The sequence below is a fragment of the Rhizobium sp. CECT 9324 genome, from assembly GCF_918741265.1.
Lineage (GTDB): Bacteria > Pseudomonadota > Alphaproteobacteria > Rhizobiales > Rhizobiaceae > Allorhizobium.
This window is the reverse complement of record NZ_CAKKMZ010000002.1, coordinates 373,865-388,827: the sequence shown is the minus strand read 5'-3', so window position 1 is coordinate 388,827 and position 14,963 is coordinate 373,865. Positions and strand designations below refer to the sequence as shown.

Below are 14,963 nucleotides of genomic sequence, written 5' to 3'. Positions count from 1 at the left end.
TCAGGCAGCCTCGAGGGCCATAAGTTTTTCCAAAAGCGGTGGCGGCAGGTCGATCCCCGAAGTCAGCGCTGCCGTGCGACGTGCACGCGATCCGTCGCCCGGAATGGCAACAGGTCGCTCAGGATCAAGCGGGCGGGAGAGGCGCAGGCGGTCGAGATAGGCACTCAACAAAGCAACATCGCCTGCTCCTGCCGAAGGATCGACTAGGATCAGGATGTCGCCCTTGCTGGCCGGATCGCGGTCATCAAGGGTTCCCCGCACTTCGGGTGCGAGGCAGGACCCAGCCAGCATTGCAACGAGCAGTTCCACCGCAAGGCCAAGGCCATAACCCTTCGCACCCCCAAAAGGTGCAATCGCGCCTGTTTTTGCCTCCTCAGCATCAGTCGTCGCGCGCCCCTGCGCATCCACAGCCCATCCGGCAGGAATAGGGACATTGCGGAGGGCGTGATTGTTGATCTTGCCCATGGAAACAAAGCTCGTTGCAAAGTCGAGAACAAACGGATCCCCACCCGTTGGAATGCCGATGGCGATCGGATTGGTGCCCAGAAGCGCCTCTGTCCCACCATGTGGGTGAACCAGTGCTTCACTTGTGGAAAGCACGATACCGATCAGGCCTTTTTTCGCCGTCGCCTCGGCATAGTAGGCGAGCATTCCGATGTGATTGGCGTTGCGGATCGCTGCAATTGCCAGGCCGGCAGATTTGGCCACGGGCTCCAGTCTCTGCATGGCGGTCATCATCACGACCGGGCCCAGCCCTCTTTCGCCATCGACACTTAGAAAAGTGTCGCGCGTCCATTTTCCCGCACCACTCACCCTAGGGTTAGCGAGCCCTTTGTCGATACGCGAAAGAAGCAGCGGCAATCTCTGCAGACCATGTGAGGGCAAGCCACGCAATTCGGCTTCTATCAAGAGGTGGGCTTGGAGCCGCGACCACTCCGGTGGCGCGCCCCGCCTTTCCAGTTCAGAGATCGCCAATTTCATAAGCCGCTCGGCGGGAACCAACATTACCTAGATCCTATATCAGATCATATACGATATTGTATTTGACATAGGATATCTTATTTGCAACAAATGCGGCGGTGTCAATAAGGCTTCAGGAGAATAAGAGTGGCATTCGCAGCCGAGCGGGAAAGCAAATCAACAGGCATCAGGCCAATCAGCGTGGTCGAAGGCGTCTATGACAGCATCTACCACCGCTTGATGTCGCTTGAGATCGCTCCGGGTGCGCGAATCCCGATCGACGTTCTGGCGCGCGAACTGAATGTGTCGCAAACCCCCATCCGTGAAGCCCTCAGCCGGCTCGAACGCGAAGGGCTCGTTCACAAAGCGCATCTCATCGGCTACAGCGCCGCGCCTCAATGGACACGCAAGCAATTCGAGGACCTCTATGCCTTTCGCCTGCTGATTGAGCCTGAAGGCGCTAGGCTCGCCGCCCAAAACATGACGCCGGAAGCGCTGCAACAACTGGAGAGTTCAGCAGCCGACATGGGCAACGGCGCGCCGCCGGTCGATCGCAACACCCGGTATTCGCGGTTCGCGCGCGCAGACGCCCTCTTTCATGATGAGATCCTCAAAATCGCAGGAAACGAAGTCATCCGGGCAACGCTGTTCAACCAGCATGTTCACTTGCACATCTTCCGACTGATGTTCCATACGCGGGTCACACAGGAAGCGCTGGAAGAACATGAAAGCCTGTTGGCAGCCTTCCGGTCCGGCGATGCCCAGGCTGCCCATGACGCGATGCACGTGCATATCGAACGCTCGCGCGACCGTCTGCTGTCGGCATTCGAATGAACGCGGTCCTGTCGCCAGATGTTGACGGGCAGCCGGTGATGTCTCCGGATGTTGCATTGCAGGCCGATGGCTTGGGCAAGACCTATGGGCCGATCACCGTCCTGTCTGATATCACGCTGGACATCCGCGCCGGTGAGGTGCACGCGATCATCGGTGAAAACGGTGCCGGAAAATCGACACTGATGAAACTTCTATCCGGCCATGTTGCACCGACGGCCGGACACATAAGCATGGATGGACGGCCAGTACAGTTTCGCAATGCTGTGGAAGCCGAGCATGCCGGCATCGTTCTCGTCCATCAGGAAATCCTCCTGGCTGCTGACCTGACCGTCGCGGAAAACCTGTTTCTGGGTCGCGAATTGGGACCTGGGCCGATGGTCAACGACAAGGCGATGAACCGCCGCACGGCGGAATTGCTGCAACGGGTCGGATCTTCTGCGCGGCCCCGAGACCGGGTAGGCGACCTGCCGCTCGCGCAGCGGCAACTGGTGCAAATTGCCCGCGCTCTTCTGGATGAGCGCAAGGTCGTCATTCTCGACGAACCGACCGCTGTGCTGGCAAATGACGAGGTTACAGCCCTTCTGGACATCGTCCGCAACCTGCGCAGTCAAGGCGTTGCGGTTCTCTACATCTCGCACCGCCTCGATGAAGTGCAGGCGCTCGCAGACCGGGTCACCGTGCTTCGTGACGGCTGCATGATCGGCACCTGGTCTGCCGCCACGCTCGGTCAGCGGGACATGGCGGAGCTTATGGTCGGGCGCGAACTCGAAATGCTCTATCCGCACAAGCGCCCTGTCACGACGGCATCGCCGATCCTGGCGGTCAGTGACCTGGCGGTGGATCACGGCACGCAGAAGGTCTCGTTCAGCGTCAGCCCCGGCGAGGTCCTCGGAATTGGCGGCATGATCGGCGCGGGGCGCACCGAGTTGATCGAGGGATTGATGGGACTGCGGCCGTCGCATGCTGCCAAGGTCATGCTGCACGGCAAGGAAATCGGCCAGCGCTCCGTTCGCACATTGATGGACGCCGGGCTCGTATACCTGACCGAGGATCGCAAGGGAAAAGGACTACTCCTGGAGGAGAGACTGGGGCCGAACCTGACTTTGCAGGCGCTGGATACCGTCAATCCGAGTGCGGTGCTCGACAAGCGCGAGGAACTCGCAAATCTTCGCAAGGCCGTTACCGGCTACGACATCCGCGTGCGGTCGCTGATGCTTGAGGCAGGCAAGCTCTCCGGCGGCAATCAGCAGAAGCTGCTGCTGGCAAAAGTGATGATGGCCGATCCGTCGGTTGTCATCATTGACGAGCCGACGCGCGGTATCGACATCGGCAACAAAAGCCAGATCTACGAATTCATCGACGCGATGGTGCGGGCAGGCAAGGCCTGCATCGTTATCTCGTCGGAAATGCAGGAGCTGGTTGGCCTCGCCGACCGGGTTCTTGTGATGCGTGCAGGGAGGATCGTCGCCGAGCTTCGTGGTGACGAAATCAATGAGGAGAACGTCGTCTATGCCGCCACCACAGGCGGACATGGAAACGTTGGGGAGGAACAACATGACCACAGCGACAGCAACCATCGCGACGGCTGACGAAGGATATCGGATTCGTTGGGCCGATCTTGCACCATTCATCGCGCTTGCAGTGATTGTATTGCTTGGGGCGCTGATCAATTCCAATTTCACCTCATCGGCCAACCTGATGAACGTGATCACCCGCAGCGCATTCATTGCAATCATTGCGGTCGGAGCAACCTTCGTGATTGCATCGGGCGGGCTCGATCTGTCAGTCGGATCCATGATGGCATTTGTCACCGGCATCATGATCATGGTGATGAACGACCTCGCTCCGGCTTATGGCAGCTGGGCCATACCGATGGGTGCCGGCGTGGCTATTGTCGTCGGCGGACTTTGCGGCTTGTTTAACGGGCTCATCGTGACTGTCGGAAGAATTGAGCCTTTCATCGTCACGCTTGGCACGATGGGCATATTTCGCGCCTTCATCACATTCATGACCGACGGCGGTTCACTGCCGATCGACCGGGGACTTAGGGATGCCTATCGACCAGTGTATTTCGGCGATTTTCTCGGGGTCCCCTACCCGGTCCTGATCACCTTTGTTGTCGTGCTTCTCGGTGGGTTCGTGCTCTATCGCACCAAATATGGCCGTCGCCTGACCTCTGCCGGCTCCAATGTCGAGGTGGCGCGCTTTTCCGGCGTGAATGTCGGCGTTGTCCGCACCGGTGCCTACGTGATCCAAGGATTGTGCGTGGCCGTGGCTGCCATCTGCTACGTGCCGCGACTGGGCGCTGCGACACCGACAACGGGGCAATTGTGGGAACTACAAGTCATCACAGCTGTGGTGATTGGCGGCACTCTCCTGCGAGGAGGCAGGGGGCGCATAGGGGGCACCGTAGCAGGTGCGCTCATTCTCGAGGTTATCGCCAATGTCATGGTCCTGTCGGACTTGGTGTCGGAATACCTCATCGCGGCCGTGCAGGGCGCAATCATCATCATCGCCATGCTCGCACATCGATTTACCGCAAGCCGTTGAACACGGCTGAAGACTTCAAAAGGAGGAGTGAAACATGAAGTCCATTACACTTAAGGCAAGAATTCTACTCTCAACGGCAGCCATCGTCTTGGCTTTGCCGCTCGGCAGCGCGCAGGCGCAGGACAAGAAGGTCACGATTGCCGTGTCCATTCCCGCGGCAACGCATGGCTGGACCGGCGGCGTCGTCTACCACGCCCAGCAGGCCGAAAAGGAAATCGAAGCCGCATTCCCCAACATCGACGTTGTGGTCTCGACGGCAGCATCGGCCACCGCACAGGTATCTTCCCTGGAAGACCTGTCCGCAACCCGCGCACTTGATGCTCTGGTTATCCTGCCCTTCACCTCGGAGGAACTGACGGGGCCGGTTGAGCAGGTCAAGGCAAAGGGCACCTTCGTTGCCGTGGTCGATCGTGGCCTGGCCGACCCGTCGATCCAAGATCTATACGTTGCTGGCGACAACATTGCCGTGGGCGCCAACACCGCACGCTGGCTGTCGGAAAAGCTGGGCGGCGAAGGCCAGATCGTCGTATTGCGCGGCATCCCGACCGTTATCGATGACGAACGCATCAAGGGTTTTTCGGATGTCATTGCCGGAACCAAGATCAAGATCCTCGACATCCAGTATGCCAACTGGAACCAGGACGAAGCGTTCAAGCTGATGCAGGACTATCTGGCCAAATATCCTCAAATCGATGCTGTTTGGGCCAACGACGACGACATGTTGCTTGGTGTCATTGAAGCCGTCGATCGTGCCGGCCGGACCGACATCAAGTATGCGCTCGGCGGCAATGGCATGAAACAGGTCATCGAGATGGTCAAGGCAGGTGACAAACGCACGCCGATCTCGACGCCCTATCCGCCGTCAATGATCAAGTCTGCCATCTACATGACTGCCGGACAGTTCACCGGACAGGCGCCAATGCGAGGCTCCTTCAAGCTCGACGCACCACTGATCACCCCGGAGAATGCGGACCAGTTCTACTTCCCCGATTCCCCGTTCTGATGATGAGGATGACGCCAGGTTTGGCCCGGCGTCATCCGACTACCATACCAAGAGGAGACACGATATGAACGGCAAGAAAATCCTCATGCTCACCGGCGAGTTCACCGAGGAGTATGAAATCTTTGTATTTCAGCAGGGCATGGAAGCGGTCGGGCACACGGTGCATGTCGTTTGCCCCGACAAGAATGCGGGCGACCGTATCAAGACCTCGTTGCATGATTTCGAGGGTGACCAGACCTATACTGAAAAGCTTGGCCATTATGCCGATATCAACAAGACCTTTTCAGACGTGAAGGTCGAGGACTACGATGCCGTCTACGCAGCAGGTGGTCGCGGGCCGGAATACATCCGCACCGACAAGCGTGTGCAGGCCATGGTTCTCCATTTCCACCAGACCGGCAAACCGATTTTCACGATCTGCCACGGCGTTCAGATCCTGATGGCGGTGCCCGGCGTTCTGAAAGGCAAGAAGGTCGCGGGACTGGGCGCCTGCGAGCCAGAGGTGACGGCTGTCGGTGGCATCTACATCGATGTCAAGCCAACGGAGGCCTATGTCGATGGCAATATGGTCTCCGCCAAAGGTTGGACAGGACTGGCCGCATTCATGCGCGAATGCATGAAGGTACTTGGCACCAAGATCACGCACAGCTGATCGCAGGACATGGTGGTACGCACCGAGCTTTAGTCTTGATTTTGCCCCCGCGCTCATCCGCCGGGGGCAAATTTGTCCAGTGAACGTCAAGCTGCAAAGACGCCGACATGCGGGCATGCTCACATCCGATCAGTCTGAGAATTCGCCGCAAATCCTGATGCCCGTCGACCCAAAACGCCGGTTCGCACATCCAATCCTCGAGCGCCTGTCAATGCGAATAACGTGACTTGCGCATTGCGAAATTAAGGCAGGCAGGGCGCGCCCCAATGTCTGCCATCAGCCTGCCCGATCTGCCCATGATCGACGCGCTTGACGGCAGAGGCCGCCACACAGTTCGTGGCACCAAGTGTGACCAGCAATCCCGTATCCTTGGGAAACTTCGCTCTGCGCGTGGGGGAACTGATCGAAATCTCGGCAGAAATTCACTTACTTGTTTCGTGGTGACGTGCGCGCAGCGAGGTGACGTCCTTGGCTGAGTTTAACGTGATAGAGATTCTCATCTTTCTTGACCTGGATCGCATTTCTGGACAAAGGTAAGGCTGGTTTCCGAAGACGTGCAGGTCACGGAAGACGGGGCGAAAGGCGAGAATTTGACCTATCTACATTCGATGCAGACAGAGACAGACGGCATCCGGGCCGTCCTGCCGGCCAAGTGGCGGTCCCTCGACGGCATTGTCGGCGTCCATTGGGATGCCGAGGGCCACGCGGGCGCTAGCGGATATTACCTGTCTCCAGATCCACGCATCATGTTCTTCTTCAACGACGTAAGCGGTCATATCCAGGTGGCCGATCGACGCGGAGAAGTCGAGCACGGTGAACGCGGATTGGCACGCGCAATCTATGTACCGGCTGGCGTACCCATGTGGACTAGGTTCACGCGCCGCCATCGTTTCTCACATCTGGATCTGCATCTCCACCACGACCGCCTGATGCGCTACGTTGCCCCCGTGATCGGCACTTCCGCAGCCCGCGCGGCCCTGAAAAAGCCTATGGAACTGCACGACCCGGGACCGCTAACCAGTTTGGCGAACCTCGTCGTCGACGAACTCTCCACACATGTCAGGCACCCGGCCTTTGCCGAAAATCTGATCGGCAGCATCGTCACAGGGCTTCTGGATCTGCGGGGTGACGACGCGAATTGCACGGCTTCCGGCGGGCGGCTGACCCAGGCGCAACTGAACCGGCTCTCGGCCTTCTTCGCCAATTGTGGCGGCAGACGTCTGTCAGTGGCCGAAATGGCCGACGTTGTGGGTTTGTCGGAAAGCTGGTTCGGCACCGTCTTTCGGCAGACAACAGGCAAAACACCCTTGCAGTGGCAATTGTCGCGCCGAATCGACCTCGCAAGCAAATTGCTAACCGAGACCACCCTGAGCATTGCGGCGATCAGTGCGCAGCTGGGCTTCACAGACCAAGCCCATATGACCAAGGTCTTCCGGGGCGTGACCGGCGATACACCAGCGGCCTGGCGGCGTAAGCCTCATTCCGATTGAAGGCGCAGGCCCGACCGCCTCTGGTATGCGGTCGGGCCTGCGTTGGTCACCAGGTCTGGCGGATGGTCGCGTAGATCGTGCGGCCAGGGTTGTAGTAGAGCGCGCCACCGTCGTTGTTGGCGACGTGCTTCTCGTCGAACAGATTGCTGGCGTTCAACTGGAAACTCGTATTCTCCTTGATGGCGTAGGTGAAGGACGCATCGAAGATGACTGCCCCGTCCGACTTCCGCGTGTTCGCATTGTCGAAATAGTAGGAGCCGATGAAACGAGCGCCGGCACCGAAGGTCATGTCACCCCGTGCACCCTCGCCTTCCAGCGTATAGGTGCCCCAGAGCGAAGCCATGTGCTGGGGCACTTGGGCAAAACGCTTGCCGTCATAGCTCCCTGCATCAACGATTTTCGAATCAATGTAGGAATAGGCACCGATCAGGTTGACGTTCGACGTCAGTTCGACCTTCGCCTCGAGATCAAAGCCGCGGTGGCGGATTTCCTCAACCGTGTTGGGCAGATAGACCGGTGCCTCGTATGTCGTGATATTTTCCAGCGTCAGGTCATAGATGGAAGCCGTGATCATTGCCGGGAATGCGTCCGGACGATACTTGATCCCTGCCTCATATTGTTTGCCATAAGTCGGCTCATTGCCTGTGCTCGGGGGCGCTACGGATTCGGCATAGCTGACATAGGCTGCGAGCTCCTCGGTGATCTTGTAGCTGAGACCGACGCGCTTGCTCAGCTCACTGTAGTCACCATTGTCCGTCGAATTCGCCAATAGATCGGTGTCATCGAGGTCCAGCCAGTCATTGCGTAGACCGACACTGGCCGTGAGGCGGTCCGAAAAGATCAGGTCCTGCTGGAGATAGATCGCCCGTGTGACCTGCTCCTGTCGCGAACTGCTATAAGGCGACAGAGCACCCGGAGCTCCGGAATAGACCGGGTTTAGCCAATCGATCTGCGGTGCCGCGGTATAGTAGTTTGCCCCGCTGGAATCGAAATTGCTGTAGTCGATGCCGGCCAGCGTGCGGCTTTCGACCTGATCGAACTGCGTCTCATAGAGGAAGTGGGCATCGGCGACAAACTGCTCGGACGAGCGCTCGCTGCCGAAATAACTGCGATCCGCCAGAGTGTCGGACGAACTGCTGGCACCCAAGGAATCCCAGATGTAGGCATAGCCGAAACCAGTATTGGACTTGCTGTGTCGGGCATTCGAGCCGAAGGACAGGCCATTGCCGAAATCATGCTCGAACATCAGCGAATAGGTATTGCGGTTCGTCGTATCGTAGTTGTAGTCCGGCTCTCCGAAGAACCGGTCGCGGTCGAAATCGGTATAAAGCGGATGACCGCCGCCACTTGGGGTGCCATCGCGGCCCAGGTGATCGAAGACGAATGTCAAGGCAGTCATGTCGGTCGGACGCCAGGTCACGCCGCCCTGGATGAAGTTCTCGTCATTCTCCGAAAAGTCGTATTCACCGTCGGCGCGCTGGACTTTGCCTGTCAGACGATAGGAGAGCGTATCGTCCTCTGTGAGGTTGTCACCAAAATCGAAGCCCGCCTCCTTGTGAGCAAAGGAACCGGTGGTGCCATAGACCTCACCGAAGCGCTCGCTACGCGGCATTTTCGTGACATAGTTGATCGCACCGCCCGGATCCGAAACGCCGAAACCGGTGGAGTTCGCGCCCTTCAGGACTTCGAGCCTTTCGAAGGCATAGGGCTCTTCCCTGATACCTGTCCAGGTCCGGCCCACCATGAGACCGTCGCGATAGGTGAAGGGCGTGAAGCCGCGGATCTTGACGTAGTCGAAGCGGTCGTCGGAACCGTAGTAGTCCGTGACGACGCCAGCGGTATACTGCACCACCTTCTCGACGGTATCGGCGGCGCGCTGCTCGATTTCCTTCGACGTGATGACCGACACGGTGGCTGGTGTCGTCAGAATCTCGCCGGGCATCTTGCCCACGGCATTCGACTCGTTAGCAACGATCGACTTGGAATCCGCGTCTCGCTTGCCGGCCCCCTCCACGGTGATGGTCTGGAGCACGGTCGACTCGTTGTCAGCCTGAGCGTCCTGCGCACCCGCAAATGCGGGTATCAATGCGACGAAAGCCGTGCAGCCAAGGAGGATGGCTGTGCGGTGGCGGATGGAAGCTCGGGCTGTGCCTCCGGCGGAAATGACTCTGATCATGTTTTTTCCAGAATTTGACGTTCCGACATTCCGTCTCGATGAACCTCCAGGTTCACCGTCGGGAGCCGACCGACAGCGGAGGCTTGCAACACCCAAGCGTAGGTTCGCTGCAGACTGCAATCGTATCGGTCTGCCCGCCATTAACTGGATAACTTTCATCCAGTATTGTAAATTTCCTTTTTTTGTAAGATTCCCCGGAAAATCAAGAGGGCATGTGGCTCCGCTGTACCAAATTGCTTGACCCGACGAATTGAAGCTGAGAGGGACGGTCAACTTAATCAAGGGATGATTGTGACCATGCGGATCAACTTGAATCACCTGGCGCCCGTTGCAGCAATTCTCCTATGTGTCGCCGGCACCACCGCACAAGCAGACGAGCAAGATCGCTTTCCCGTTGAAATTAAACACGCGCTCGGCACGACGATGGTCGCCGAGAGGCCACAACGAGTGGCGACGGTGGCCTGGGCCAATCACGAAGTCCCCCTCGCCCTTGGGGTCGTCCCGGTCGGCATGGCGGCTGCCAATTTCGGCGATGACGATGGTGACGGCCTGCTGCCATGGGTGGCAGAACGATTGAAGGAACTCGGCGCCGCAGCGCCTAGGCTGTACGATGAAGGCGATGGCATCGATTTCGAAGCTGTCGCCGGAACGCAACCGGACGTCATTCTGGCCGCTTATTCGGGGCTCAGCCAGTCCGACTACGACACCTTGAGCCAGATTGCACCGGTCGTCGCCTATCCCCAGGCGCCCTGGTCGACAGACTGGCGCGAGATGATCCGTTTCGACAGCGCCGGTCTCGGCCTCGCCCAGGAAGGCGAGACGCTGATTGCAGACATCGAGCGCAAGATCGCTACCGAGGTGGCGAAGTATCCGGAACTGAAGGGCAAGACGGCCATGTTCGTCACCCATCTCGACGCCAATGACCTCAGCATCGTCAACTTCTACACGACGCAGGACACACGCGTCCGCTTCTTTGCAGATCTCGGCCTCGCCATGCCGAAAAGCGTCGTTCAGGCATCTTCGACCGGCAGCTTTGCAGGCTCGATCAGTGCCGAACAGATCGATCTCTTCGATGACGTCGACATCCTCGTGACCTATGGCGACCGGGGATTGATCGAGGCGATGAAGGCCAATCCGCTGCTCGCCCACATGCCTGCCGTCAAGCATGACGCAATCGTCATGCTGGGCCGCGACCCGATCGGCACCGCCGCCAATCCCACGCCCCTGTCGATCACCTGGGTGCTGCCCGCCTACGTCGCCATGCTGGCGGAAGCGGCCAGAAAGACGGAATGACGGCGCTCGCGAAACATCAGGCACGCCAGCAATCGTCCGGTCGCGCGGTTAACATGGGACGGGTGGCCTGGTTCGGCACGGTCGTCGCAATCGGCATCGCGGTCGCGATCCTCTCGCTGATGATCGGCACGCGCGATGTGCCGATGGCCGATGTCCTGGCTGCAATCTCTGGCGATACATCGACGCTGGATCGCGCAGCAGTGGCTACCCGCATTCCGCGGACCATCCTTGCCTTGATGGCGGGCGCGACCCTCGGCCTCGCCGGTGCGGTCATGCAGGGCGTCACGCGCAATCCGCTCGCCGATCCCGGCATTCTCGGTATCAATATAGGCGCCTCGCTGGCCGTCGTGGTCGGCGTTGCATGGTTCGGTATCAGTTCCGCCCATACCTTCATCTGGGTCGCGATCGCGGGTGCGGCAGCGACCGCAGTCTTCGTCTATGTCATCGGCTCGATGGGTCGCGGTGGCGCAACGCCGCTGAAGCTCGCGCTGTCAGGTACGGCGACGTCGATTGCGTTTTCCTCGCTCGTCATCGCGGTTGTTCTTCCCCGGGCGGACATTGCCGGCGGCATCCGCTCCTGGCAGATCGGCGGTGTCGGCGGCGCGACGTTCGAACGCATGGAACCGGTCTACGCCTTCCTCTTGGTCGGCTTCGTCCTCTGCCTTCTCTCTGCCCGACGGCTCAACGCGCTGGCTCTCGGGGACGAACTTGCAGCAGGCCTCGGAGAACGCGTCGCGCTTGCCCGGGTAACGGCAACGCTCGGCGCGGTGATGCTCTGCGGCGCGACAACAGCCGTCTGCGGCCCGATCGGCTTTGTCGGGCTTGTCGTTCCCCATGCCTGCCGGCTGCTGGTCGGGGTGGATCACCGCTGGCTGCTGCCGTTTTCTGCCCTTGGAGGCGCCACTCTGCTGACTGCGAGCGACATCCTGGGGCGTCTGGCCGCGCGCCCCTCCGAGTTGGAAGTCGGTGTCGTCACCGCCCTGATCGGCGCGCCCTTCTTCATCTTCATCGTCCGACGACAGAAGGTGAGAGACCTGTGAACGGCCTCCAGATCCCTCCACTGACTGCCGCGATGATCGCGTCGAGCCGAGGGCGCCAATCCCGACGTCGCCATACACTCCTGGCACTCATGTCGGTCCTGGCGACGCTCGGCTTCCTTCTCACGCTGATGGCGGGGCAGACGTTCACGCCCCTTGCCGACGTCATCAGTGTTCTCTCAGGGGAGAGTGTTCCCGGTGCCGACTTCACCGTCGGCCAGTTGCGGCTGCCGCGCGCGGTTCTCGCGGTCGTCGCCGGTGTCAGCTTCGGGCTCGGTGGAGCGGCTTTCCAGACCATGCTGCGCAATCCGCTCGCCAGCCCCGACATCATCGGCATCACGTCCGGAGCGAGCGCCGCAGCGGTCTTCGCAATCGTCATTCTGTCGCTGAGCGGCCCGGCCGTCTCCTTGCTTGCCGTGGGCGCCGGCCTCGCGGTCGCGCTTCTGGTCTATGGCCTCTCGGCGAAAAATGGTGTGGCCGGTTCGCGCCTCATCCTCGTCGGGATCGGCGTTTCGGCCATGCTGGAAAGCATGATTGCCTATGTGCTCTCCCGCGCCCCCGCCTTCACCCTGCAGGAAGCCATGCGCTGGCTGACCGGCAGCCTCAACGGGGCAAAGCTTGAGCAGAGCCTCCCCGTGATGGCATCCCTTCTTGTCTTCGGCGCGCTCATTCTCTTCAAGGGCCGCGATCTGGAAGCCATGCGAACCGGTGACGAGACGGCAACAGCCCTTGGGGTGAACGTACCAGCGACGCGCCTCATCGTGATGATTTCAGCCGTCGGATTGATCGCGACGGCCACCGCCGTCACCGGCCCGATCGCCTTCGTCGCGTTTCTTGCAGGGCCGATCGCCACCGGCATGTTCGGGCGACGCAGTTCGATCCTTCTGCCGGCGGGCATGGTCGGCGCCCTGCTGGTTCTGATCGGGGACTTCGTCGGTCAGTTCCTGCTTCCCGGCCGCTACCCGGTCGGTGTCGTCACCGGCGCCCTCGGCGCGCCCTATCTCATCATACTGATCATCCGGAACAACCGTCCAGGAGGTACGCCATGACCGATCCCCGCCTTGAGGCGAAATCGCTTTCGGCCGGCTATGGCGAGAACCTCGTCCTGCAGGAACTGGACCTCATCATTCCCTGCGGCCGGATCACCGCGATCGTCGGTGCCAATGCCTGTGGCAAATCCACCCTGCTCAAGTCCCTGTCACGGCTGATTGCTCCGAAGAGTGGCGAAGTCCTGCTTGATGGCCGGGCAATCCACCGGCTCCCGACCCGTGAGCTCGCCCGGCGGCTCGGCCTGCTTCCGCAGTCCCCCATCGCGCCGGATGGCATCACGGTCATGGATCTCGTCAGTCGGGGCCGACACCCGCATCACGGTCTGTTCGCCTCCTGGACCAAGGCCGACGACAAGGCCATCGCAGACGCGCTTGAGGCCACTCAGACCGCAGACCTCGCAGAGCGTCCGGTGGACGAACTCTCCGGCGGTCAACGACAGCGGGCATGGATTGCCATGGCACTGGCGCAGGAGACCGAAATCCTGCTTCTCGATGAACCGACGACCTTCCTTGACATCAGCCACCAGATCGACGTGCTCGACCTGCTGACGGATCTCAATCGGTCCCGCGGCACGACCATCGTCATGGTCCTGCACGACCTGAACCTCGCTGCCCGATATGCAGACCATCTCGTCGCCATGTTCGACGGTAGTCCGATCCGCACGGGGGACCCTCGGTCCGTGCTCACCGAGGACATGGTGCGCCGTGTATTTGGCCTCGAAAGCAGGATCCTCATCGACCCGACCTCGGACAGACCGATGATGCTTCCCATCGGGCGTCACCACATGCAGCAGAAACCCCCTCCATCTATCGAGGCAAGATCATGACCGATTTCCATGCCGTTAAACTCTCTGGCATTGCGCACCCCGCCAATGTCACCGCCATGCTTGACGAGATCTGCGAACATTTCCTGGAGCATTCGGACGTCGTCTACAAGGATGGCATCGCCACCCTCAAATCGACGGACTGGACGATCGAAATCGCAACCACGGATGACTTCCTGAATATCGAGATACGATCGGAAAATGACGAGGCGCTGGCAGCAACTCGGACGATGTTTGCCGAGCATCTTTTCTATTTCGCGGGAGAACAGCCATTCTCCCTCGAATGGTCGACGCCCGCCCCGAAGGTTAGGCCGCCCGGCTTCTTCGAGGCAACGGTCGTGTCCGCGGAAGACGTGACGCCGCGCATGCGACGCGTCACCCTGTCGCTCGCCGATGTGTCGCCATTCATCGGGGGCAGCATGCACGTTCGGCTGCTCGTGCCGCCGAGGGGCCGAACACCGGTCTGGCCGAATCTTGAAGCAAATGGCCGGATCGGCTGGCCCGAAGGCGAGGACGAACTGATTGTGCGGGTTTACACGATCCGTAGCGTCGACCTTGAAAGCAATCGTGTTTGCATCGACTTCCTGCAGCATCCTGCCGAAGGGGTCGCCACGCCTGGCGCTGACTTTGCGCGAGACACAATGGCCGGAGAGCAGGTGGCGCTTATGGGGCCCGGAGGAGGAGGTTTGCCACAAGCAGACGTAATTTTCTTTGCTGGTGATGAAAGCGCGCTTCCGGCAATCGCGCGCATGGTGGAAGAAGCGCCACCAGGCGTGACGATGACTGCGCTCATCGAAGTCGAGAATGCCGGCGAGGAGCAAGCACTTCGCACTCAAGGTCGACTATATACAGAGTGGCTTCATCGGGCGTCCTATGCCGCGGATGGCGCCAAAACTCTGGTTGGCCGGGTGAAGGCCGCGCTTGAGAATGTCGGTGACGACACCTTCGTCTGGTTCGCGGCCGAAAAATCCGATGTGCGCGCCATCAAACGCTCTCTGGCTGACCGGAAGCGCGATCGCAAGCGGCAATACGTGGCCTGGTATTGGGACAAAGAGAGCTGACGACAGAGGTCAACCAACGTGACGGCGCTCGCCA

At 60.0% G+C, this 14,963-nt stretch carries 13 protein-coding genes; 11 read left to right on the top strand and 2 right to left on the bottom strand.

All coding sequences use genetic code 11. From position 1 onward, the window contains the following. Nucleotides 1-1,005 carry an Ldh family oxidoreductase gene (locus LQ231_RS21785; RefSeq protein ID WP_356637172.1) on the bottom strand — a complete coding sequence of 335 codons (1,005 nt, stop codon included), beginning with the start codon at nt 1,003-1,005 and terminating at the stop codon, nt 1-3. A 96-nt stretch (nt 1,006-1,101) separates the two neighbouring features. Between LQ231_RS21785 and LQ231_RS21780 the strand changes: the two genes are divergently transcribed. From LQ231_RS21780 to LQ231_RS21755, 6 genes are all read left to right on the top strand, one after another. Further along, a complete protein-coding gene (locus LQ231_RS21780) occupies nt 1,102-1,794 on the top strand; it encodes a GntR family transcriptional regulator (RefSeq protein WP_230175007.1) in 693 nt (230 codons plus the stop codon). A gap of 38 nt (nt 1,795-1,832) precedes the next feature. Continuing rightward, the gene (locus LQ231_RS21775) at nt 1,833-3,383 is read left to right on the top strand and encodes a sugar ABC transporter ATP-binding protein (protein WP_230173904.1); all 1,551 of its coding nucleotides are present in this window, start codon (nt 1,833-1,835) and stop codon (nt 3,381-3,383) included. Next, nucleotides 3,349-4,344: an ABC transporter permease gene (locus LQ231_RS21770; protein ID WP_230173903.1), complete on the top strand. Its 996-nt coding sequence runs from the start codon at nt 3,349-3,351 to the stop codon at nt 4,342-4,344. The genes LQ231_RS21775 and LQ231_RS21770 overlap by 35 nt, the downstream gene beginning before the upstream one ends. Before the next feature lie 34 nt (nt 4,345-4,378). After that, on the top strand, nt 4,379-5,347 hold the full coding sequence (locus LQ231_RS21765; protein WP_230173901.1) for a substrate-binding domain-containing protein: 969 nt from the start codon (nt 4,379-4,381) through the stop codon (nt 5,345-5,347). 64 nt (nt 5,348-5,411) lie between these two features. After that, complete coding sequence (locus LQ231_RS21760) at nt 5,412-5,999, top strand: DJ-1/PfpI family protein (RefSeq protein WP_230173899.1); 588 nt, start codon at nt 5,412-5,414, stop codon at nt 5,997-5,999. A 590-nt stretch (nt 6,000-6,589) separates the two neighbouring features. Beyond that, nucleotides 6,590-7,489, top strand: a complete 900-nt coding sequence (locus LQ231_RS21755; RefSeq protein WP_230173897.1) for a helix-turn-helix transcriptional regulator — start codon at nt 6,590-6,592, stop codon at nt 7,487-7,489. A 46-nt stretch (nt 7,490-7,535) separates the two neighbouring features. Here the strand turns inward: LQ231_RS21755 and LQ231_RS21750 are convergent, their stop codons facing one another. After that, nucleotides 7,536-9,665 (bottom strand): TonB-dependent siderophore receptor, encoded by a 2,130-nt coding sequence (locus LQ231_RS21750; RefSeq protein WP_230173895.1) that lies wholly within the window; start codon nt 9,663-9,665, stop codon nt 7,536-7,538. 297 nt (nt 9,666-9,962) lie between these two features. Here LQ231_RS21750 and LQ231_RS21745 point away from each other — a divergent pair, with 297 nt between their 5' ends. The 5 genes from LQ231_RS21745 to LQ231_RS21725 are packed head-to-tail and all read left to right on the top strand — an operon-like array spanning nt 9,963 to nt 14,929. After that, a complete protein-coding gene (locus LQ231_RS21745; RefSeq protein WP_230173894.1) occupies nt 9,963-10,958 on the top strand; it encodes an iron-siderophore ABC transporter substrate-binding protein in 996 nt (331 codons plus the stop codon). Nucleotides 10,959-11,011: 53 nt separating this feature from the next. Continuing rightward, a complete protein-coding gene (locus LQ231_RS21740; RefSeq protein ID WP_230175006.1) occupies nt 11,012-11,998 on the top strand; it encodes an iron ABC transporter permease in 987 nt (328 codons plus the stop codon). Nucleotides 11,999-12,030: 32 nt separating this feature from the next. Continuing rightward, nucleotides 12,031-13,044: an iron ABC transporter permease gene (locus LQ231_RS21735; RefSeq protein WP_230175005.1), complete on the top strand. Its 1,014-nt coding sequence runs from the start codon at nt 12,031-12,033 to the stop codon at nt 13,042-13,044. Next, nucleotides 13,041-13,871, top strand: coding sequence for an ABC transporter ATP-binding protein (locus LQ231_RS21730; protein ID WP_230173893.1), 831 nt, complete (start codon nt 13,041-13,043; stop codon nt 13,869-13,871). Before LQ231_RS21735 ends, LQ231_RS21730 begins: the two co-directional genes overlap by 4 nt. Beyond that, nucleotides 13,868-14,929, top strand: coding sequence for a DUF2218 domain-containing protein (locus LQ231_RS21725; protein WP_230173892.1), 1,062 nt, complete (start codon nt 13,868-13,870; stop codon nt 14,927-14,929). Before LQ231_RS21730 ends, LQ231_RS21725 begins: the two co-directional genes overlap by 4 nt. The last annotated feature ends 34 nt before the right edge of the window (nt 14,930-14,963 follow it).